The sequence below is a fragment of the Curtobacterium sp. MCPF17_050 genome (assembly GCF_003224435.2).
GTDB lineage: Bacteria > Actinomycetota > Actinomycetes > Actinomycetales > Microbacteriaceae > Curtobacterium.
Genome location: NZ_CP126250.1, coordinates 3,090,237 through 3,109,963, shown reverse-complemented (window position 1 = coordinate 3,109,963; position 19,727 = coordinate 3,090,237). Strand labels below are relative to the sequence as shown.

20 protein-coding genes are annotated in these 19,727 nt (G+C 72.4%); 17 read left to right on the top strand and 3 right to left on the bottom strand.

Translation table 11 applies throughout. The features are described 5' to 3' along the window. Positions 1-95: 95 nt before the first annotated feature. The 7 genes from folE (at position 96) to DEJ34_RS14775 (ending at position 4,707) form a co-directional block, all read left to right on the top strand. A complete protein-coding gene (gene folE / locus DEJ34_RS14805; protein ID WP_110910650.1) occupies positions 96-713 on the top strand; it encodes a GTP cyclohydrolase I in 618 nt (205 codons plus the stop codon). After that, on the top strand, positions 713-1,639 hold the full coding sequence (gene folP / locus DEJ34_RS14800; RefSeq protein ID WP_110910550.1) for a dihydropteroate synthase: 927 nt from the start codon (positions 713-715) through the stop codon (positions 1,637-1,639). The genes folE and folP overlap by 1 nt, the downstream gene beginning before the upstream one ends. Continuing rightward, positions 1,636-2,382: a pyrimidine reductase family protein gene (locus DEJ34_RS14795; RefSeq protein WP_110910549.1), complete on the top strand. Its 747-nt coding sequence runs from the start codon at positions 1,636-1,638 to the stop codon at positions 2,380-2,382. The genes folP and DEJ34_RS14795 overlap by 4 nt, the downstream gene beginning before the upstream one ends. 67 nt (positions 2,383-2,449) lie before the next feature. Continuing rightward, entirely contained in the window at positions 2,450-3,175 is a 726-nt protein-coding gene (locus tag DEJ34_RS14790; protein WP_146236857.1) for a hypothetical protein, read from the top strand. Continuing rightward, entirely contained in the window at positions 3,172-3,372 is a 201-nt protein-coding gene (locus DEJ34_RS14785) for a hypothetical protein (protein WP_110910547.1), read from the top strand. Before DEJ34_RS14790 ends, DEJ34_RS14785 begins: the two co-directional genes overlap by 4 nt. A 9-nt stretch (positions 3,373-3,381) precedes the next feature. Beyond that, a complete protein-coding gene (locus DEJ34_RS14780) occupies positions 3,382-4,035 on the top strand; it encodes an HAD-IA family hydrolase (RefSeq protein WP_110889315.1) in 654 nt (217 codons plus the stop codon). 123 nt (positions 4,036-4,158) lie between these two features. Next, positions 4,159-4,707: a type 1 glutamine amidotransferase domain-containing protein gene (locus DEJ34_RS14775; RefSeq protein ID WP_110824298.1), complete on the top strand. Its 549-nt coding sequence runs from the start codon at positions 4,159-4,161 to the stop codon at positions 4,705-4,707. Between the two features lie 92 nt (positions 4,708-4,799). Here DEJ34_RS14775 and DEJ34_RS14770 read toward each other — a convergent pair whose 3' ends face one another. Further along, positions 4,800-5,366: a molybdenum cofactor biosysynthesis protein gene (locus tag DEJ34_RS14770; RefSeq protein WP_110910546.1), complete on the bottom strand. Its 567-nt coding sequence runs from the start codon at positions 5,364-5,366 to the stop codon at positions 4,800-4,802. 117 nt (positions 5,367-5,483) lie between these two features. On the opposite strand from DEJ34_RS14770, the gene DEJ34_RS14765 reads away from it, so the two are divergent. The 5 genes from DEJ34_RS14765 to DEJ34_RS14745 all read left to right on the top strand — a co-directional run bounded on the left by DEJ34_RS14765 (position 5,484) and on the right by DEJ34_RS14745 (position 11,253). Beyond that, a complete protein-coding gene (locus DEJ34_RS14765) occupies positions 5,484-7,085 on the top strand; it encodes a DNA-3-methyladenine glycosylase 2 family protein (protein WP_110910545.1) in 1,602 nt (533 codons plus the stop codon). After that, positions 7,082-7,594: a methylated-DNA--[protein]-cysteine S-methyltransferase gene (locus DEJ34_RS14760; RefSeq protein ID WP_110910544.1), complete on the top strand. Its 513-nt coding sequence runs from the start codon at positions 7,082-7,084 to the stop codon at positions 7,592-7,594. The genes DEJ34_RS14765 and DEJ34_RS14760 overlap by 4 nt, the downstream gene beginning before the upstream one ends. A gap of 258 nt (positions 7,595-7,852) precedes the next feature. Further along, a complete protein-coding gene (locus DEJ34_RS14755) occupies positions 7,853-8,695 on the top strand; it encodes an alpha/beta fold hydrolase (RefSeq protein WP_146236856.1) in 843 nt (280 codons plus the stop codon). Between the two features lie 114 nt (positions 8,696-8,809). Beyond that, positions 8,810-9,679: an HAD family hydrolase gene (locus tag DEJ34_RS14750; RefSeq protein WP_110910542.1), complete on the top strand. Its 870-nt coding sequence runs from the start codon at positions 8,810-8,812 to the stop codon at positions 9,677-9,679. Between the two features lie 104 nt (positions 9,680-9,783). Beyond that, positions 9,784-11,253: an APC family permease gene (locus DEJ34_RS14745; protein WP_110910541.1), complete on the top strand. Its 1,470-nt coding sequence runs from the start codon at positions 9,784-9,786 to the stop codon at positions 11,251-11,253. 239 nt (positions 11,254-11,492) lie between these two features. Here DEJ34_RS14745 and DEJ34_RS14740 read toward each other — a convergent pair whose 3' ends face one another. Continuing rightward, a complete protein-coding gene (locus DEJ34_RS14740; protein ID WP_110910540.1) occupies positions 11,493-12,164 on the bottom strand; it encodes a LysE/ArgO family amino acid transporter in 672 nt (223 codons plus the stop codon). Between the two features lie 68 nt (positions 12,165-12,232). Here DEJ34_RS14740 and DEJ34_RS14735 point away from each other — a divergent pair, with 68 nt between their 5' ends. The 5 genes from DEJ34_RS14735 to DEJ34_RS14715 all read left to right on the top strand — a co-directional run bounded on the left by DEJ34_RS14735 (position 12,233) and on the right by DEJ34_RS14715 (position 18,935). Then, entirely contained in the window at positions 12,233-13,153 is a 921-nt protein-coding gene (locus tag DEJ34_RS14735; RefSeq protein ID WP_220032781.1) for a LysR family transcriptional regulator ArgP, read from the top strand. 396 nt (positions 13,154-13,549) lie between these two features. Beyond that, entirely contained in the window at positions 13,550-15,508 is a 1,959-nt protein-coding gene (locus DEJ34_RS14730; RefSeq protein WP_258368147.1) for a glycosyltransferase family 2 protein, read from the top strand. Continuing rightward, entirely contained in the window at positions 15,505-16,245 is a 741-nt protein-coding gene (locus DEJ34_RS14725) for an efflux RND transporter periplasmic adaptor subunit (protein ID WP_110900387.1), read from the top strand. The genes DEJ34_RS14730 and DEJ34_RS14725 overlap by 4 nt, the downstream gene beginning before the upstream one ends. A gap of 2 nt (positions 16,246-16,247) precedes the next feature. After that, positions 16,248-18,332 carry a glycosyl hydrolase gene (locus DEJ34_RS14720; protein WP_110910539.1) on the top strand — a complete coding sequence of 695 codons (2,085 nt, stop codon included), beginning with the start codon at positions 16,248-16,250 and terminating at the stop codon, positions 18,330-18,332. Positions 18,333-18,410: 78 nt separating this feature from the next. Further along, a complete protein-coding gene (locus DEJ34_RS14715; protein WP_110889306.1) occupies positions 18,411-18,935 on the top strand; it encodes a hypothetical protein in 525 nt (174 codons plus the stop codon). Position 18,936: 1 nt separating this feature from the next. Here the strand turns inward: DEJ34_RS14715 and DEJ34_RS14710 are convergent, their stop codons facing one another. Then, positions 18,937-19,716: a DNA-formamidopyrimidine glycosylase family protein gene (locus DEJ34_RS14710; protein WP_110910538.1), complete on the bottom strand. Its 780-nt coding sequence runs from the start codon at positions 19,714-19,716 to the stop codon at positions 18,937-18,939. Positions 19,717-19,727 lie beyond the last annotated feature (11 nt).

Here is a 19,727-nt window from a genome sequence, read left to right as displayed (position 1 = left end):
GGGAGGCCCGTTCCTGGTGATCGGGGTACGTCACCGCGTTCTCCGGTCAGGACCGCACCGCATGACCGGTGTTGGATGAGCGGGTGACGCAGCGCATGGACCGTGCCCGTGTCGAGGCCGCCGTGCGCGATTTGCTGGCGGGCATCGGCGAGGACCCCGACCGACCAGGACTCGAACGCACCCCGCAGCGGGTCGCGGACGCCTACACCGAGTTCTTCCACGGGCTCGACCTCGACGCGACGCAGATCGCCCGGGACGGCACGGTGCCCGCCGACGACGGGGAGCGCGGCGACCTGGTGGTCGTGCGGGACATCCGGTTCCGGTCGGTGTGCGAACACCACCTGCTGCCGTTCCTCGGGACCGCGCACCTGGCGTACGCGCCGGGGGAGCGGCTCATCGGCCTCGGGACGCTCGCGCGGGTGGTGGAGGCCCTGGCCTCGCGTCCGCAGCTGCAGGAGCGCCTCGGCGAACAGGTCGTCGCCGCCGTGCAGGACGGCCTCGAGGCGCGCGGCGTCCTCGTCGTCCTCGACGCCCAGCACCAGTGCGTGACGACCCGGGGCGAGCGGCAGACGGGCTCCACGACCGTGACGGTCGCGGCGAGCGGGATCCTGTCCGAGGCCGCCGGCCGCGCGGAGGCGATCGCGCTCATCGGTGCGGGGACCGGGAACGGGACGGCCGCTGCGGCCGACGCCGGCCACGGGACGGACGCCTGATGCGCCTCGGACCCGCGTCGGGCCTCCCGTCCGGACCCTCCGGCTGGGTCGTCCCCGAGCTGCGCGCCCCGGTCCGCACCATCGGCCGCCGCACGATCGACTTCGACTCCCGCATCGCCGTCATGGCGATCGTGAACCGCACCCCGGACTCCTTCCACGACCAGGGCCGCACCTTCGCGCTCGACCGTGCCGTCGCGGCCGCCGTCACCGCGGCCGAGCAGGGCGCCGACTGGGTCGACATCGGCGGCGTGAAGTTCGCGCCCGGACCCGAACTGTCCGCGGCGGACGAGATCGACCGCGTCGTGCCCGTCGTCGCGCAGGTCGCGCAGCAGTCCGACGTCACGATCAGCGTCGACACCTTCCGGCCGGAGGTCGCCGCCGCCGCGATCGCCGCCGGTGCCAGCGTCGTGAACGACACCACCGGGCTGACGGACCCGCGGATGGCCGAGGTCGTCGCGGACTCGGACGCCACCGTCGTCATCACCCACTCGCTCGCCGCGCCCCGGCAGGAGTACCCGAAGCCGCAGTACGCCGACGTCGCCGGTGAGGTCGCGGCGTTCCTCCGGCTCCGGGTCGACCGGGCGCTCGCCGCGGGCATCCCCGAGGAGCGGATCGTCATCGACCCCGGGCACGACCTCAACAAGACCACCGTGCACACCCTCGAGCTGACCCGGCGCCTGCCGGAGGTGGTCGCGCTCGGCTACCCCGTCCTCGCGGCGGTGTCGAACAAGGACTTCGTCGGGGAGACCCTCGGCAGACCGCGCGGTGAGCGGCTGTCCGGGTCCCTCGCCGCCGCGACCATGAGCGCGCTGCTCGGCGCGCGGATCGTCCGGATGCACGACGTCCCCGAGGCCGTCGACGCGATGCGCATGGTCGAGGCCGTCCTCGGCTGGCGGGAACCCCTGGAAGCGAGGCACAACACGTGACCCACCTGCCCGGCTCCGTCGACGACCTGTCCGACGACGACCTGCTCGCCGCCTACACGGACGGCGCCGAGGGCACCGCGGGCGGGGGCTGGCTCCGCGTCAACTTCGTCAGCTCGCTCGACGGCTCCGCCACGGCGGCGGGGAGGTCCGGCTCCCTCGGCGGCCCCGACGACCTGCGCGTGTTCGACCTGCTGCGGCGAGCGGCCGACGTCGTCCTGGTCGCCGCGGGCACCGTGCGCGACGAGGGCTACGGGCCGATGGTCCTGCACGACCCGGACGTGGCCTGGCGCCGGGCGCGCGGGGCGGCAGACCACCCGGTGTTCGCGATCGTCACGGGGTCGCTCGGCCTCGACCCGGCGTCCCGCGTGTTCACCGAGGCGCCCGTCCGGCCGATCGTGCTCACGACCTCCGCAGCCGACCCCGAGCGCCGCCGGGCCCTCGAGGCCGTGGCCGACGTCGTGTCCTGCGGCGAGGACTCGGTCGACCCGGTGCTCGTCCGCGCTGCCCTCGTCGACCGCGGCCTCGCACGCATCCACTGCGAGGGCGGTCCGTCGTTCCTCGGGTCCCTCGTCGCGGCGGACCTGGTCGACGAGCTGTGCCTGTCGATCGACCCGTCGCTCGAGGGCGGGGCCGGCGGACGCATCGTCCACGGCTCGTCCCCGGAGCTGCGGCGGATGCGGTTGGCGCACGTGCTGCGCGGGGCGGGCGACGTGCTGCTCACGAGGTACGTCCGGGCGCGCTGACGGCTTGCGGCTGGACCGATCGCTCAGCATCGTTGTCTGACATGTATCATTTCAGTACGATCGGTGCATGCCACCGTTCAGTGTTCCGCCCCGTCTCATGCTCCTGACTGCCGCTTCGACGGTGCTCGCCGTCAGCGCCACACTCTCGGTCGGTACATCTCCGACGAGCGCCGCGGTCTCGACCGCGACCAACGCTCCGAGTGCGATGAGCGACGCACCGTCGGTGGAGCAGGACCTCCAGGACATCGTGCGGGAAGCCGAGACGTGGAAGCCGCTGTCGGAGGAGGCCACCTCGACTGCGGTTGGGACGTGGACGGAGCGAACGGGTCGATCTGCGAGCGGTCTGCAACTCGACGTCGAGGCCGCCAGGGCATTCCGTACCTCCGGGGGGACGGTACTCAGGATCCCGTTCGCGTCCTCAGCCGGGGTGCTCCCGCAGTCCAACCTGTCCGCCGTGGTCGAAGGGAACACGGTGCTCGGGTGGAGTGAGATGGTGCTCATCCCTCGGTCGGCAGACTCCGGACGCCTCCGAACGTGGGTCGATGGCACGCGCCGCATCGATCGGATCGTGGAGGCGACCGCGCCGGTGGTCCGCTCGTCGTGGTGGAGTCGCTTCTCGTCGTGCCTCAGTGGTGCCGGTGTTGCTGCATGGGCGATCACCGCGCTGTCGATCGCTTGTTCGGCCGCCTGTGTCGTGACTGCTGGTGTCGGCTGCATCGCCTGCTTGACCGCGGCGTCCGCAGTGACCAGTGGAACGATCTCGTTCTGTGCGGGGAAGGCGAGTCGGGGATGACCCGCACCACGAAGACGACACGACGGATGGTTCCACCGGTACTCGCGATCGCAGCGGCTCTGGTCATGCTCGCAGGCAGGCTCCTCCCGCCGCTCCGAGAGGCGCCGATCGTCGTCTGGAGTGCAGCGCTCACGCTCCTGCTGGCGGCGCTTGTCTTCGCCGTCGCCGTCCGGCCTCACGGGGACGGCCGGCGGTAGGGTCGGCACGTGATCGACGTCGTGGTGTCCGGGGTCCTGTTCGACATGGACGGGACGCTCGTCGACTCGACCGCGATCGTCGAGGGTGCCTGGGGACGGTTCGGCGCCGACCACGACCTGGACCCGCAGACGATCCTCGCCTTCTCGCACGGCCGTCAGACGATCGACACGATCCGGCGGTTCCTGCCCGACCTGTCCCCGGACGAGCAGCGCCGGGTCGCGCTCGAACTCGTGAACGACGAGGTCGAGAACACCGACGGCATCGTCGAGGTCCCCGGTGCCGGCGCCTTCGTCCGACGGCTGCAGGACGCCGGTGTGCCGGTGGCGCTCGTCACCAGCGCCCCGCGGGACCTCGCCGTGAACCGGATGCGGGCCGCGGACGTGCCCGTCCCGGACGCGTTCGTCTCCGCCGCGGACGTCGAGCACGGCAAGCCGCACCCGGACGGCTACCTCCGCGGGGCCGCCCTGCTCGGGCTCGCCGCCACGGACTGCCTCGCCTTCGAGGACGCGCCGGCCGGCCTGGAGGCTGCGGTCGCCTCCGGCGCGACGACGGTCGCCGTCGGGGTGCTCGCCGCCGACGTGGCCCCCGACCTCCCGCGCATCACGGGGTACGACGGGATCACGGTCACGCCGGAGGGCGACGGGTTCCGGATCCGCGGCTGAGCCTCCGGTCCGCTCCGCGCACCGCTCGCTGGACGTCGGCTGCGCACTGCGAGCGCGTCCAGCGCGGGGCGACGACCGTGGTGTGCGCGGCCCCGGAGACCCCGGTCCGCGGAAGGAGTGACCATGGCAGCCCTCGACGGCAAGAAGATCCTCGTCATCGCGACGAACTACGGCGTGGAGCAGGACGAGATCGTCGTCCCCACCGACCAGCTCCGTGAGCGTGGCGCCACCGTGACCGTGGCCGCGAAGGAGTCCGGCTCGATCGAGACCCTCGTCGGCGACAAGGACCCGGGCAAGAGCGTCGACACCGACACCACCTACGACGGCGTCTCCGCCGGCGACTACGACGCGCTCGTCGTCCCGGGCGGCACCATCAACGCCGACACCATCCGCCAGGACAGCACCGCGGTCGGGCTCGTGAAGGCCTTCGTCGACGCGGGCAAGCCGGTCGCGGCGATCTGCCACGGCCCGTGGACCCTGGTCGAGGCCGGTGTCCTGCCGGGTCGCACGATCACGTCGTTCCCGTCGCTGCAGACCGACGTGCGCAACGCCGGCGGCGAGTGGGTCGACCAGGAGGTCCAGGTCGACACGACGAACGGCACCGTGATCACCTCGCGCACGCCGGACGACCTGCCGGCCTTCGTCGACGCGATCGAGTCAGCGCTCGTCTGACCCCTCACGGGGCGCGACGTGGGCGGTCACCCGCAGCGGTGTTCCGCTGCGCGGTGCCGTCCACGTTGCGTGTCGCGGCCGCCTCGTCGCGGTCAGGGGTCCGGGACCGGGTGGGCCGTGCGGAGCACCGCCGCGCCGAGGGAGAGCACGCCGTCGGACTCCGGGTCACACCGCACCCCGCCGTGTCCCCGCATCGCGCGGAACGCCCCCGGTGCCACCTGCGTGTCCATCCACGCGCACGGGTTCGCCGGCCGGTACCCGCGGAAGCGCACGGGCCCGTCGCCGGTGTCGAGCGAGAACGGCTCGCCGCGCAGCGCCTCGACGTCGACGCCGCGCAGGAACACGTTCCGCCGGGTCGCCGCCAGGTCGATCGGCGTGCCGAGCTCGCGGCCGACCTGCTCGAGTCCCTCGACGCCGATCACCGTCACGGTCGCGTGCACGTGCGCCCGGGCCGCGAAGTAGCGGTCGCCGACGATGCCCAGCCCGGCCCGCAGGTCGATCCGTTCCCGGAGTTCCCGTTCCCCCGGCTGCGGAGGGGCGGAACCGTCGGCCGGACGTCCCTCGTAGCGGTGCCGCCGGGAGGCGAGGAGCATCACGACCTCGACCTCGCGGGCATGCGGCAGCGCGTCGGACGCGAGCGTGTCGGAACCGGGACCCATGCGCACGACGGTAGTCGTGCCTCCCGGCCGGCCGTCGCCCCGTCACCCCGGCCCCCGCCCGCTGCGATGTCCGATCTCCGCCGGTCCGCTGTCGTCGGCTCGTGTCAGGCTGACCGCATGATGACGACCGGAGCCGGAGCGCTGCACGACGAGCGGTACCGCATCGCGGCCTCGCGGGACGCCCGGTTCGACGGGCAGTTCGTCACCGCCGTGCACTCCACCGGCATCTACTGCCGACCCAGCTGTCCGGCCAGGACCCCGCGGTCGACCGGCGTGACCTTCTACCGGACGAGCGCCGCCGCGCACCTCGCCGGGTTCCGCGCCTGCCGCCGGTGCCTGCCGGAGGCGACCCCGGGCAGCCCCGAGTGGGACCTGCGCGAGGACGTCGCGGGTCGCGCGATGCGCCTCGTGGTCGACGGCGTCGTGGACCGGGAGGGCGTGCCCGGCCTCGCCCGCCGGGTCGGCTACTCCGAGCGGCAACTGAACCGCATCATGACCGAGGAGCTCGGCGCCGGCCCGAAGGCCCTGAGCCGCGCACACCGGGCGCAGACCGCCCGGACGCTGCTCACCGGGTCCGACCTGCCCGTCGCGGACGTCGCGTTCGCCGCCGGGTTCACGAGCATCCGCCAGTTCAACGACACCGTGCGCGAGGTCTTCGCGCTCACGCCGACCGAGCTCCGTGCCCACCGACGCTCGGCACCCGGGTCCGACGGGGCGCTGCGGGTGCACCTGCCGGCCCGGCCGCCCTTCGACGTGCAGGGCCTGCTCGAGTGGCATGCACTGCACGCGCTCCCCGGCATGGAGCAGGTCGGGACCGGGGCGGACGGTCGGGTCACGTCCTACGGTCGGGTGCTGGACCTGCCGGGAGGCCCGGCCTGGTTCCGCGCGTCCGCGGCGGCAGCGGACGGGGCCGGGTCGCGATCCGGCCGTCGTCGTGGGACGGCACCGCGAGGCAGGGGTCGCGTCGGCCTCGACCTGCTCGTGCGCCTGACCGACCTGTCCGACCTGCCGACGCTCGTCGCCCGGGTGCGGGCGCTCTTCGACCTGGACGCGGACCCGGTGGCGGTGGACGACGCGCTCGCCGCGGTGCCCGCACTCGCACCGGTGGTCGACCGCGTCCCCGGCATGCGGTTGCCCGGGGCGGTGGACCCGCATGAGGTCGTGTTCCGCACCCTCATCGGGCAGCAGGTGTCCGTCGCGGCGGCGCGGACCGCACAGACCCGGCTCGTCGCCGCGCTCGGGACGCCGGTGCCGGAGGGGCTCGTGCCGGGTGCGGCCGTCGCGCGGACGTTCCCGCGCGCCGCAGTGGTCGCCGAGCGTGGTCGTGAGGTCCTCCGTGGCCCCGCTGCCCGCGTCGACACGATCATGCGCGTCGCGGCGGCGCTCGCCGACGGGTCGCTCGTGGTCGACGGCGGCCAGTCCCTCGACGACCTGCGATCGGGGTTGCTCGCCGTGAAGGGGATCGGGCCATGGACCGCCGACTACGTCGCACTGCGGGTGCGGCACCACCCCGATCTGTTCCTCCACAGTGACCTCGCCGTCCGGAACGGTGCACAGGAACTCGGACTGCCCGGGACGGCGCGTGAACTCTCCCTATGGTCGGAACGGGTGGCCCCCTGGCGGAGCTACCTGACGATGCACTGCTGGCGGCCGATCGTCGATCGCGCGATGGACCGGACCGCTGCGACCTCCACGACCTCCGGGAAGGACCCCCGATGACCGACGCTGTCTGCACCACCCTGACCACCCCCGACGGACCCTTCACCATGCTCGAGGACGACCGCGGTCGGGTCCTCGCCTCGGGGTGGACCGCCGACGTCGAGCGGGTCCTCGCCCGGATCGCCGAGCGACACCGGCCTCCGCGGGTCCTCGAGGGACGGGTCGCCGCGGCCGACGCCGTCGACGCCTACTACGCGGGGGAGACGGACCACGCCATGCAGGTGCCCGTCCACCAGGTCGGGACCGACCTGTTCACGGAGGGGTGGCGGCGGCTGCGGGACATCCCGGCCGGGTCGACCCTGACGTACACCGCGTTCGCGAGCGCGATGGGTCGACCGGATGCCGTCCGGGCAGCGGCGAGCGTCTGCGCCCGGAACGCCCCGGCGCTGTTCGTCCCGTGTCACCGGGTCCTGCGCTCGGACGGCTCCCTCGGCGGCTTCGCCTGGGGACTCGACGTCAAGCGCGCCCTGCTCGAACGTGAGTCCGTGGGCGTCGACGCGCTGGTCTGACCCGCGTCCGACGGCACCGGTGTCCACAGGAGCCGTGCTGTCGTCCACAGGAAACGTGCCGCCGTCCACAGGGATCACAGAGCGCTCCCCCAGGACGCGGGTGGTGACTCTCGGGGCTCCGCCTGTCAGACTCGCGACGACGGCGTGGCCCACGACCAGCGGGGGCCGAGATCAGCGTCGCCCGAGCTGTGCGTGGTACCGACCAGTGCCATCCGCCCGGGGACGGACCACACGACGTCGGGGACGAACGAGGACGCCATGACGACCAGCACCGGACGATCGGTGACGTCTGCGGACGGCACGCAGATCGCGGTCTCGTCGAGCGGTTCGGGCCCCGTGCTCGTCCTCGTCGGCGGCGCCTTCGACCACCGGGGAACCCCGTACGTGGACGCCGTCGTCGCGGCGTTCTCCGACCGCTACCGGGTCGTCACGTACGACCGGCGCGGTCGGGGGCAGAGCGGCGACACCCGGCCGTGGTCCGTCGAGCGCGAGGTCGACGACCTCGCAGCGGTCGTGGCCGACGCGGACGGACCGGTCGACCTGCTCGGCATCTGCGTGGGGGCCGCCGTGGTCCTGCACGCCGTCGCCGCTGGCGTCCCGGTGGGTCGGGTCGTCCTCTACGAGCCGCCCTACCGCGCGAGTGCCGACGCCCGGGCGGACGACGTCCTGTTCGCCGACCGCCTGGACGAGATGATCGCCGGCGGCCGACGGGCTGCCGCGGTGCGTGCGTACCTGACCCGCGTCCTCGGGGTGCCGATGCTCCAGGTGTCCGCCGTGCCCCTCAAGCCGAAGCTCTGGAAGGCGCTGCTCGCCGACGCCGGCGTCCTCGGTCGCGACGTCCGGGTCCTCGGCGGGCTCGTCGTGCCGGAGCGGGTGCTCGCCGCGATCGGCGTCCCCGTGCTCGTCGCGGCCGGCACCGCGGGCGCGGTGTGGGCCCGTGGGGCTGCCCGCGCGGTGGTGGAGAGCGTTCCCGGGTCCACGTCCGTGGTCCTCGAGGGGCAGGGGCACGTGCCGGACCCCGTCGTCCTGAAGGAAGCCGTGGACGCGTTCCTCCTCGGCGAACGCAGCCCGAGCACCACTGACCAGCCCGAGCAACACTGACCAGCCCGAGCACCACTGACCAGCCCGAGCACCACTGACCAGCCGGAGTCGCACCGGACGGTGGGAGCCGCACGGTCTGCGCAGCCCGGCGCGGTCCTGCGCCAGGATGGACGGGTGAACGCACCCCGCCTCGGACTCCTGCTCGACGTCGACGGCCCGATCGCCAGCCCGCTCTCGCGGACGATCGCGATCCCGAGCATCATCGAGGACCTCGTCGCGCTCGCCGCGGAGGGCATCCCGGTCGTGTTCAACACCGGCCGGAGCGACGCCTTCATCCGTGAGCAGGTCGTCGGACCGCTCCTCGCCGGAGGTCTCGCGGCCGGCGGTCGCGTGCACGCGATCTGCGAGAAGGGCGCCGTCTGGTGCTCGATCGGACCGCAGTTCCCGGACGGCATGGGTGAGCTCACCGTCGCCGAGGACCTGGCCCTGCCGCGCGACTTCGCCGACGAGATGCGCGACCTGGTCCGGGACGAGTACGCCGACTTGGTGTTCTTCGACGAGACGAAGCGCGCGATGGTCTCGATCGAGCAGCTCGTCGAGGTCGACAACGCCGCCTACCTCGCCCGGCAGCCGGCGTTCGACGCGCAGGCGATGGCAGCGCTCGAGCGGCGGGGACTCGGCGTCCGTCGACTCGACGACGTGCGACCGGACGAGCACGGTGCGGTGGACTGGCGCGTCGACCCCACGATCATCTCGACGGACATCGAGTCCGACCGGAGCGGCAAGGACCTGGGTGCCGAGCGTGCGCTCGAGCTCCTGGCCGAGGACGGGGCCCTGCCACTCGAGTGGCGGACGGTCGGCGACTCCCGGAGCGACTACGCGATGGCGGACTGGCTGCACGCGAACGGACACCGGGTCGCCCACGTCGACGTGCGGCCGGCCGACGGCGTCCCGGAGACGCCGTACCCCGTGCTGACCGCGCCGGAGGGTGTCATCCACGACGAGGCCGGTGCGCGCTTCCTGCGGGAGTGGCGGACCGCCTGACCGGCGCCACCATGCGACCGCCTGACCGGCGTCACCATTTGCGGACGCTCGTGGTACACCACTACCCTTCCGGGGTCCGCCTGCTCCGATGACGGGAACGTCCCATGGCCCTCCGCACCAAGTCCATCGAAGCGTCGCTCGCCGACGCCGACGAGAAGGGGCGCTCGCTCAAGCGCTCGCTGGGGACGTTCGACATCGCCGCGATGGGGATCGCCGTCGCGGTCGGTGCCGGCATCTTCTCGGTCGGCGCGAACGCCGCCGCCAACTTCGCCGGACCCGGCGTCATCATCTCGTTCATCCTCGCCGCGGTCACGTGTGGCCTGGCGATCATGTGTTACGCCGAGTTCGCCTCGACGATCCCGGTCGCCGGGTCCGCGTACACGTTCACCTACGCCACGATGGGCGAGCTGCTCGCCTGGATCGTCGGGTGGGACCTCATCCTCGAGACGCTGACGGCCAGTGCCGTGATCGCGAAGTACTGGGGCATCTACCTCAGCACCGCGTTCGACGTCTTCGGCATCACGCTGCCGAGCACAATCGCCCTCGGCCCGATCGGCTTCACGTGGGGGCCGGTGCTCATCGTCGGCGTCTTCACGGCGCTGCTGGCGTTCGGCACCCGCCTGTCGAGCCGGGTGTCCGCGGTGATCACGATCATCAAGGTCGCGATCGTCCTGTTCGTCATCGTGGTCGGCGCCTTCTTCGTCAAGGCCGCGAACTTCACGCCGTTCATCCCCGCGGCGGAGCCGGCGAAGGGTGCCGAGGGCAGTGTCTGGACGCAGTCGCTCGTGTCCTTCGCCACCGGGTCCGAGCCCGCGCAGTACGGCGTCTTCGGCCTGCTCGCCGCCGCCTCCCTGGTCTTCTTCGCGTTCATCGGTTTCGACGTCGTCGCGACGAGTGCCGAGGAGACGGAGAACCCGCAGAAGACCCTGCCGCGCGGCATCTTCATCGGGCTCGGCATCGTGACCCTGCTGTACGTCGGCGTCAGCATCGTCATCACCGGCATGGTGTCGTACAAGCAGCTCGCGCAGGAGGACGCGCCCTCCCTGGCGTCGGCGTTCGACCTCGTCGGGCTGCCCTGGGCGGCGGGCATCATCGCGATCGGGTCGCTCGTCGGCCTGACCACCGTCGTCATGGTGCTGCTGCTCGGCCTGTCCCGCATCGTCTTCTCGATGAGCCGTGACGGCCTGCTGCCGCGCTGGTTCTCGGTGACGAACCCGAAGACGCAGACCCCGGTCCGGGTGCAGGTCGTCGCGGGCATCATCGTCGCGTTCCTCGCCGGGTTCACGCCGGTCGAGAACCTCGAGGGCATGATCAACATCGGCACGCTCTCGGCCTTCGTGCTCGTGTCGGTCGGCATCATCGTGCTGCGGAGGTCGCGTCCGGACGCACCGCGCGCCTTCCGGGTGCCGTGGTCCCCGGTCATCCCGATCCTGTCCGCCGTGCTGTGCTTCTGGCTGATGCTCAACCTCGAGGTCGAGACCTGGCTGCGCTTCGTCGTCTGGCTCGTCATCGGCTTCGCGATCTACTTCGGCTACAGCCGTCGGCACAGCCGGGTCGGTCGCGGCGAGCACTGACCGCCGCCCGGTGCCCGCGCTCGGTCGTCGCTGTCCCCGCGCCGACCGGACCCAGCGCCGACCGGACCCGCCGCTGTCCCAGCGCCGACCGGACCCGCACAACGAGAGCCGGATCGAACCACGGAACACCGTGGTTCGATCCGGCTCTCGTTGCGTCAGACCGGCCCGAACCGCGGGCGTCGAACCGCGGCGTACGGCAGGGACGGGTCCGAACCGCGGCGGCCCTTGCCACGGCGGCGTCAGGCGCCGAGCAGCAGGGCCACGCCGAACGCGAGCATGACGACCGCGACGAGGGCGTCGAACACGCGCCACGTCACCGGCTTCGCGAACAGCGGTCGCAGCAGCCGTCCGCCGAACCCGAGCGCACCGAACCAGAGGCAGCTCGCCGCCACCGCACCGACGGTCCACCACCACCGGTCGTCGACGCCCTGTCGGTTCGCCACCGACCCGAGGAACACCAGCGTGTCCAGGTACACGTGCGGGTTCGCCCACGTGAAGACGAGCATCGTCAGGACCGCGGCCCGCATGGTCGGCCCACCCGGACGGCCCGCGCCGAGCCGGGCGGGCGGCGTGCCGTCGTCTGCGGCACGGTCCTCGAGCCGGATCGCCTCGTCCGAGGGGCGCAGCGCCCGCCGGGCCGCGAGCACCCCGTAGGTGAGCAGGAACGCCGCCCCGACGAACCGGATGACGAGCAGCGCCACGGGCACCCGCTCGACCACCACGCCGACACCGAGCACCCCGGCGACGATGAGGGCGGCGTCCGACAGCGAGCACACGGCCACCGCGACCGCCACCACACCCGGACGCGCGCTGACCGCGAGCCGCAGCAGGTAGGTGTTCTGGACCCCGATCGCGACGATGAGGGCCAGGCCGGTGCCGAGGCCGGAGAGAGCGGGGAGGAGAGCGGTCACAGGGGAACCGTACGGTGCTGAGCTGGATCAGCACAGCTCATGATCGTGGTGCGCCGTAAGCTGCGCTCATGGTGCAGTTCCAGCGCGACCACCTCGAGACACTGCTTGCCGCCGTCGACACGGGCACCTTCGACGCGGCCGCGCGGACCCTGTCGATCACGCCGTCGGCGGTCTCACAGCGGGTCAAGGCGATGGAGCAACTCGTCGGGCGGGTGCTGCTGCAGCGGACCACCCCGATCACGCCCACGGCCGACGGCGAGGTCGTGCTCCGGCACGCGAGGCAGGTGCGGTTGCTCGACGAGGAGACCTCGCGTGCACTCGCCATGCCGGGCGCCGACGGGGCGGGACACACCCCTTCGATCCCCCTCGCCGTGAATGCGGACTCGCTCGCCACGTGGTTCCTCGACGCCCTCGCCCTGGTGCGGCACGACACCGAGGTGGTCTTCGACCTGCACCGTGAGGACCAGGACCGGACGGCCGAACTGCTGCGCTCCGGCACGGTCATGGCGGCGGTCACGGCGGAGGCGGCACCGGTCCAGGGCTGCTCCTCCGTCCCGCTCGGCGTCGATCGCTACCGGGCGGTCGCCGCGCCGTCCTTCGTCCGTCGGTACCTGGACGGCGCCGACACCGAGCGGCGCATGACAACCAGACTCGACCGGGTACCGCTCGTCGACTACGACCGTGACGACGACCTGCAGCAGGGATTCCTCCGGCGGGTCCTCGGGCACGCCCCGCGCGGTCCACGGCACTACGTCCCGAACTCCGCCGACTTCGCGCGCGCGGTGCAGCTCGGGTTCGGATGGGGGCTCCTGCCCGAGGCGCAGTGCCTCGACGCGCTTCGTTCAGGTGCGCTCGTCGAGCTCACCCCGGGGCGGCGGGCCGACGTCGCGCTGTGGTGGCAGCGGTGGACGACGGCGTCACCACTGCTCGAACGCGTCACGGACGCCGTGCGGTCGGTCGCTGCGGAACGGCTGCATCGGCCGGCTTGACCTGCGGTGCGGGACCGGTGACGCGCCCAAGCGGACCGATGTCCGCGGAACGCACGAGCAGCGCCGCGCCGCGCCCGTGCCCCCTGACCTGGGGGTCTGTTCACACGATCGTCACATGGCGGTCGCGGGTCGTGTCGTACGATCGCACCACTGACGGCGCGGGCCGTCAGCAGCTCGACCCGAACCCACCGAACACGGTCCCGCCTCCCGAGGGCGGACCCTCCGGTGCACGCCGCACCCACGGCGAGCACCGTGCCCCGGACGAGGAACCCTGGCCTCCGTCCGTGCCGGACCACCGCGTCCGGATCCTGTCGCCGACGTCGCCGACACCCGTCGTCCGTCGTGCCCCGCGAGCACGACGGATCGACATCTCCGACACCCGACAGGAGAACGCGCATGTCCGCACCCACGGACGTCCGGCGACCCCGGACGACCACTGCACCCCTGACCGAACCCGACGACCGCACCGTGATCGAGGTCCCGGCCGACGGGCAGCCCCGTCGCCGGACCGGTCGCCGGTCCTCCGGCGGCCTCGTCGCCGGCGGCGCCCGAGGCGCCGAAGGCGCCGACCGCCCGGCCGCACCGGTCGTCCACGTGACCGAGCAGCCCGCCGCCGCCCGCAACCGCGACACCCGGGCCCACAGCCCGGTCATGGTGCTCATCGTGCTGCTGGCGACGCTCGGCGTCGTCACCTACGCGGTGTTCCTGCTCAACCCCGCCAACCGCGGGGACTTCCTGCCCTACGGGCTCGTCATCATCGCGGAGAGCGTCCTCGTCGGGCAGTCCCTGCTGTCGATGTGGACGATCCTGTCCGGCGGTACCGACCCGCGTGACTTCGCGTTCCACAACACCCAGGACACGCTCTTCGACCCCGACGAGATCGCCCGTGACGGGCTCGCCGAGCGCAGCCACCGCTGGCCGATGCGCGTCCGCGGCAAGCGGGTCGTCGTCGACGTCTTCATCACCGTGTACGGCGAGGAGCTGACGAAGATCGCCGCGACCGTCGCCGCCGCGGTCGCGATGCGCGGCGAGCACCGCACGTGGATCCTCGACGACGGCCGGAGCGACGACGTGCGCGCCCTCGCCGACCGCCTCGGCGCCCGGTACGTCCGTCGGCTGTCCTCGAACGGCGCGAAGGCGGGCAACATCAACCACGCACTGACGCTCGCGAAGGGCGACTACTTCGCCGTCTTCGACGCCGACTTCGTGCCCGCGAAGGACTTCCTGTTCGAGACCGTCCCGTTCTTCGCGGACGAGTCGATCGCGTTCGTGCAGACCCCGCAGACGTACGGCAACCTGCACAACCTCGTCTCCCGCGGCGCCGGCTACATGCAGACGGTGTTCTACCGCTTCATCCAGCCCGGCCGGAACCGGTTCAACGCGGCCTTCTGCGTCGGCACGAACGTGATCTTCCGCCGTGCGGCGATCGACGACGTCGGCGGCATCCACACCGACTCGAAGTCCGAGGACGTCTGGACGAGCCTGCACCTGCACGAGCGCGGCTGGAAGTCGGTCTTCATCCCGATGACCCTGGCGGTCGGCGACGCCCCGGAGACGATCGAGGCGTACAGCAAGCAGCAGCTCCGCTGGGCCACCGGCGGATTCGAGATCCTGCTCACGCACTTCCCGTTCAACCCGAAGCGCAAGCTCACGATGGACCAGCGCCTGCAGTACTTCGTCACCGCGAGCTTCTACCTGACCGGCATCGTCCCCGGCCTGCTGCTGCTCGTCCCGCCGCTCGAGATCTTCTTCGACCTCCGCCCGATGAACATGTCGATCGGGGTCGGCGAGTGGGTGCTGTTCTACCTCGGCTTCTACCTCATGCAGGTCGTCCTGGCGTTCTACGCCCTCGGGTCGTTCCGGTACGAGACCCTGCTCCTGGCCGCGGTGTCGTTCCCGATCTACGCCCGTGCGCTGTGGAACGTGCTCTGCGGGAAGGAGCAGGCCTGGCACGTCACGGGAGCCGGTCGGGGCCGGGCGCCGTCGCCGTTCAACTTCATCGTGCCGCAGGTGCTCGTCTTCGTGTTCCTGTCCCTGACGAGCGTCGTCGCGATCTGGCGTGACGTGTCGAACGGGCAGCTGACGCTCGCCACCGCGTGGAACATCACGAACTCGGTCATCTTCGGCGCCTTCATCGTCACGGCGTTCCGTGAGCAGTCGGTCAACCGGCGGGCCGCCCGGCAGGAGCGTGACGCGGACACCGCTCCGGTCTTCGTCCTCGCCACGGCCGGCCTCGAGCCCGCGCCCGCCCTCCGGACCCAGGTCGTCCGCCCCGACTCGCTGCAGAACGCACGCGACGTCATCACCGCCAGCGCCGCCTCCGGCACCCCGACGGCCGTGGAGGTCGCATCATGACCTGGACCAACCGACTCCGCCTGTACGGCGGCATCCTGGTCGTGCTCGTCGTCGTCGCGGCCTGCACGCTCGTCTTCAACCAGCGGCGGAGCGCCGTGACGAGTGCCTCGGCCGCCATCACCGCACAGGAGTACGCCGTCGGCACCGACTACGGCGGAACGGTCACCGAGGAGTACGTCGAGGAGGGTGACACCGTCCGCGAGGGGCAGGAGCTCATGCAGGTCCAGAGCCTGCAACTCGCCCAGGACATCCGGAAGGGCGTCGTCGGCGCGGACACCACCACCAGCGCGTACGAGATCGAGCCCGACGGCCTGATCACCTTCAAGGCGGAGGTCTCCGGCACCGTCGCGAAGCTCGACGTGAAGGCCGGTGGGTACGTGCAGGCCGGCTCGGAGCTCGGCACGATCCACAAGGCGAAGAGCCTGTTCGTCACGTCCGAGTTCCTCGTCAGCCCGCGCGACTACGGCCGGATCACCGACGGTGCGACCGTCGACCTGCGCCTGCCGAACGACCGCTCGATCGAGGGGACCGTCAAGAACGTCAGCGTCGTGACCGACGCCGACGGCCAGGCGAAGACGACCGTGTCCGTGGAGAGCCCGGAGCTGTCGGCGTCGCCGTCGTCCGGGGTCACGAGCCCGGGCACCCCGGTGGACGCGACCCTGCACCTCCGCGACGACGGCCGGCTGGCCGGTGTCACCGACGCGTTCCGCGACTTCCTCCGTCAGATCGGGATCTGAGCGTGCGGCTCCGTGCCGCTGCCGTCGCCCTCGTGGCCGCGTCCGCGCTCGTCCTCACCGCCTGCACCGGGACCGGCACCGAGACCGGGACGGGAGGCCCGGACCGCGCCACCGGGACCGGCTCACCGTCCGCGGACGGTCCGGACCGGGAACAGGCCCGCGACCAAGCCCGCGCCCTGGCCGTCCTCGGTGCCGTGACGACGACCACCGCGGGCACCATGCGTCTCGCCGACGGGCTCGTCCCGCCGACGAACCGGTGGTTCTCCGGCCTGGTCTACGGCGCCGCACCGCAGCCGGTCTTCCCGACCCCGATCTCGTGGCAGGTGACCGACGACGGGTTCGCCGCCGGGCTGCCCGTGGTGAGCGCCACCGAGAAGACGATCGCCGGTGGTGCGGTGCAGCAGGTCGGGCTCGACCTCGGCGCCGACCGGACCCTCGTGTCCGCGTACGACCAGGTGTCCGTGACGGTCGAACACCGCGACGGCGACCGGGTCGTCGGGCACACCGTCCTCGCGCAGGGGTCCCCGCTCGTGTCCTACACGGCGAAGGCCGGACAGACCGTGCGCGCGACCTCGAGCATCACCGCGACCGGTGACGGCCCCGACGGCACGACGACGGGCACCATCGCCGCCGACGGTCGCACGTGGGGCGTCGTCACCAGCGGCGACGTCAGCGGCAGCGCGATCGAGCTCGGTCGCGGGGGCACCGTCGTCCTCTTCCCCGTGCCCGACGACGCGACCGGCAAGCAGGTGCGTGCCCTGTCCACCGCGGCGGCGTCCCCGTTGCAGCAGGTCACCCTCGCCCGCTCGTCGACCGGCACCGCGACCCACGGCGAGCAGCGGACCGCTCTCGGGTACCGCACCGCGGCACGGGGCGACACCGTCATCGTGCCGCAGCCCGGTCAGGGCGCGACGGGTCTGGACTGCACGGGTCTGCACTACGCGACCATCACCGGGGACGCCCCCGTCTGCACCGGTGACGTGCTCCGGTTCGCGGCCCCGAGCCTCCAGGCCGACGACCGGTTGGACCTGTCCCGGCTGTCCTCGTCCGAACGCGACGAGCTGACCGGTCAGGTCCGTGCGGACGCCGGCGCGGTCTCGGAGGCGTCCTTCGGCGCCGACAGCTACGGCGGCGGCAAGGACCTGTACCGGGTCGCGAACCTGTACCGGCTCGCCACGCAGCTCGACCTCGACGACGTCGCCGCGGGCCTGCGGGAGCAGGTGGTCACGCAGATCGACCAGTGGACCGACCCGGAGGGCTGCGGCGTCAGCGGCACGCGGTGCTTCCGCTACGACGACACCGTGAAGGGCCTGGTCGGTCAGGCGCCCTCCTACGGGTCGGACGAGTTCAACGACCACCACTTCCACTACGGCTACCTGCTGTCCGCAGCGGCGGTCGTGGCGGACGGGTCGGACGACCTCGTGGCGAAGTGGGCACCCGTGCTCGACCTCGTCGCCGCGGACATCGCGTCCCCGGAGGCGACGGCGTCCTTCCCGGAGCTCCGCGTGTACGACCCGTACGCGCAGCACTCGTGGGCCTCCGGGTACTCGCCGTTCGCGGACGGGAACAACCAGGAGTCCTCGTCCGAGGCCGTGTCCGCCTGGAACGGGCTCGCCCGCTGGGGGACGGTCTCGGGTTCCCGGTCGACCGCGGAACTCGGCAGCTGGCTGCTCGCGAACGAGGCCGTGTCCGCGCAGCGCGACGTGCTCGACCCCGACCTGCGGGCGTTCCCCGGGTTCGAGCACACGATCGTCTCGCTGAACTGGGGCGGCAAGCGGGACCACGCCACGTGGTTCAGCGCGGACCCGGCGGCTCCGGCGGGCATCGAGCTCATCCCGATGCCAGCGGTCGCGACGGAGTACGTCGCGGCCGGCGGGAAGCGGCAGATCGCCCGGGTCCTCGACGAGGCCGTGCCGGAGGGCGACTACGCGGTGCAGTTCGGGGACTACCTGCTCATGTACCGGGCGCTCGCCTCGGGCAGCCAGGCGACGGCCGCGTTGGCCGCCGCGCGGGACCTGCCGGCGGAGGACATCGACACCGGCAACACCCGCTCGTACCTGCTCGCCTGGATCATGGCGCGCGGGTAGCGGGTGCCGGACCGGGAGCGCGGTCGGGGGACGCGCTCCTGGGCTCCGGCACACCTCAGGCGGCCTACCGTCGGGAGCATGACCACCTTGCGCGCGAAGACCACCGCCACCCTCGTCGGCCTCGCCACCGTCGGCCTGCTGCTCGGCGGCTGCTCGAACGCCGGTGCCCAGAACGGCAACCCGGTCGGGAAGGTGCCGGGCTCGGAGGAGTCCGCGACCCGCTCCGACCCGGGTCAGCGCAACAGTGCGCCGTGCGGGGTCGCCTCGAGCGCCGCCGTCGACGCGATCGACGAGGCGGTCGGCCCGCACGACGGCACCGACGTCGTCAGCGTCACGGAGAGCGACGAGGGCTGGTACCTCGGCGTCTCGGTCGCCCCGAACACGAGCGACGACCCCAACGACGACGAGGTCGGCATCTGGGGTACGGAAGAGGACCCCACCGCCGAGGACTTCGACGGCCTGGTCTTCCCGGTGAACAAGGTCGCCGAGGACGTCGTCGCCGACGAGCAGGGCTCCGCGACCGCAGCACCGTCCGCTTTCTCCGAGACGTCGAAGGCCGCGAAGCAGGTCCAGAGCTGCATCGTCGAGGCCGTCGACCACTGAGTCAGGTCTGGCAGCGCGGGCACCAGTAGGTGTCCCGCAGCGTGAGCTCCGACTCGCCCAGGTCGCCCGACCGGACACGCGTGCCACAGCGCAGGCAGGGCTTGCCGGCCCGGTTGTAGACCCAGAACCGCTGCCCCGGGCGGTCGACGCCCGTGGTCACGCGGTTGCTCCGGTCGCGGTTGGCGATGATGAGCCGGGAGGCCATGGTCACCATCCGCGCGGGGTCGCGCACCTCGCTAACGGGGCGCGTGGGCAGCACGCCCCGCAGGAAGCAGAGTTCGTTGCGGTAGACGTTCCCGAGGCCCGCCATCACCCGCTGGTCGAGGAGGGCGAGGCCGACCGGTCGCTCGGGGTCCGCGGTGAGGTTCGCGAGGGCGAGGTCGGCGTCCCAGTCCGGGCCGAGCAGGTCCGGACCGAGGTGTCCGACGACGGTGGACTCCTGGTCGCGCGGGACGACCTCGAGGACCCCGAGCGTGAACCCGACGGTCGACACGTCCGCGGCGTCGAGCACCACGCGCGCCTGGAACGCGGGACGCCGCCATCGCTCGCCGGGCCGGTAGACGTCCCACCGGCCCTCCATCTTCAGGTGCGAGTGCACGGTGAGGTCGCCGATCCGGTGCAGCAGGTGCTTGCCTCGTGGCACGACCTCGTCCACCGTCCGCCCGACCAGGTCGAGCGTGGCGAACGCGGGCACACGGAAGTCGCTGCGGGTCAGGACCTTCCCGGCGAGTGCGGCGTGCAGGCGGGCCGCGGCGCGGAAGACGGTGTCGCCCTCAGGCACGATCCACCTCA

Bases quoted from the DNA above. Each gene is read 5' to 3' on its own strand.
- DEJ34_RS14785 (WP_110910547.1), top strand. From the start codon at position 3,172: ATGACCCGCACCACGAAGACGACACGACGGATGGTTCCACCGGTACTC.
- DEJ34_RS14760 (WP_110910544.1), top strand. From the start codon at position 7,082: ATGACCGACGCTGTCTGCACCACCCTGACCACCCCCGACGGACCCTTC.
- DEJ34_RS14735 (WP_220032781.1), top strand. From the start codon at position 12,233: ATGGTGCAGTTCCAGCGCGACCACCTCGAGACACTGCTTGCCGCCGTC.
- folP (WP_110910550.1), top strand. From the start codon at position 713: ATGCGCCTCGGACCCGCGTCGGGCCTCCCGTCCGGACCCTCCGGCTGG.
- DEJ34_RS14770 (WP_110910546.1), bottom strand. From the start codon at position 5,366: ATGGGTCCCGGTTCCGACACGCTCGCGTCCGACGCGCTGCCGCATGCC.
- DEJ34_RS14715 (WP_110889306.1), top strand. From the start codon at position 18,411: ATGACCACCTTGCGCGCGAAGACCACCGCCACCCTCGTCGGCCTCGCC.
- DEJ34_RS14725 (WP_110900387.1), top strand. From the start codon at position 15,505: ATGACCTGGACCAACCGACTCCGCCTGTACGGCGGCATCCTGGTCGTG.
- DEJ34_RS14790 (WP_146236857.1), top strand. From the start codon at position 2,450: ATGCCACCGTTCAGTGTTCCGCCCCGTCTCATGCTCCTGACTGCCGCT.
- DEJ34_RS14755 (WP_146236856.1), top strand. From the start codon at position 7,853: ATGACGACCAGCACCGGACGATCGGTGACGTCTGCGGACGGCACGCAG.
- DEJ34_RS14765 (WP_110910545.1), top strand. From the start codon at position 5,484: ATGATGACGACCGGAGCCGGAGCGCTGCACGACGAGCGGTACCGCATC.
- DEJ34_RS14775 (WP_110824298.1), top strand. From the start codon at position 4,159: ATGGCAGCCCTCGACGGCAAGAAGATCCTCGTCATCGCGACGAACTAC.
- DEJ34_RS14730 (WP_258368147.1), top strand. From the start codon at position 13,550: ATGTCCGCACCCACGGACGTCCGGCGACCCCGGACGACCACTGCACCC.
- folE (WP_110910650.1), top strand. From the start codon at position 96: ATGGACCGTGCCCGTGTCGAGGCCGCCGTGCGCGATTTGCTGGCGGGC.
- DEJ34_RS14745 (WP_110910541.1), top strand. From the start codon at position 9,784: ATGGCCCTCCGCACCAAGTCCATCGAAGCGTCGCTCGCCGACGCCGAC.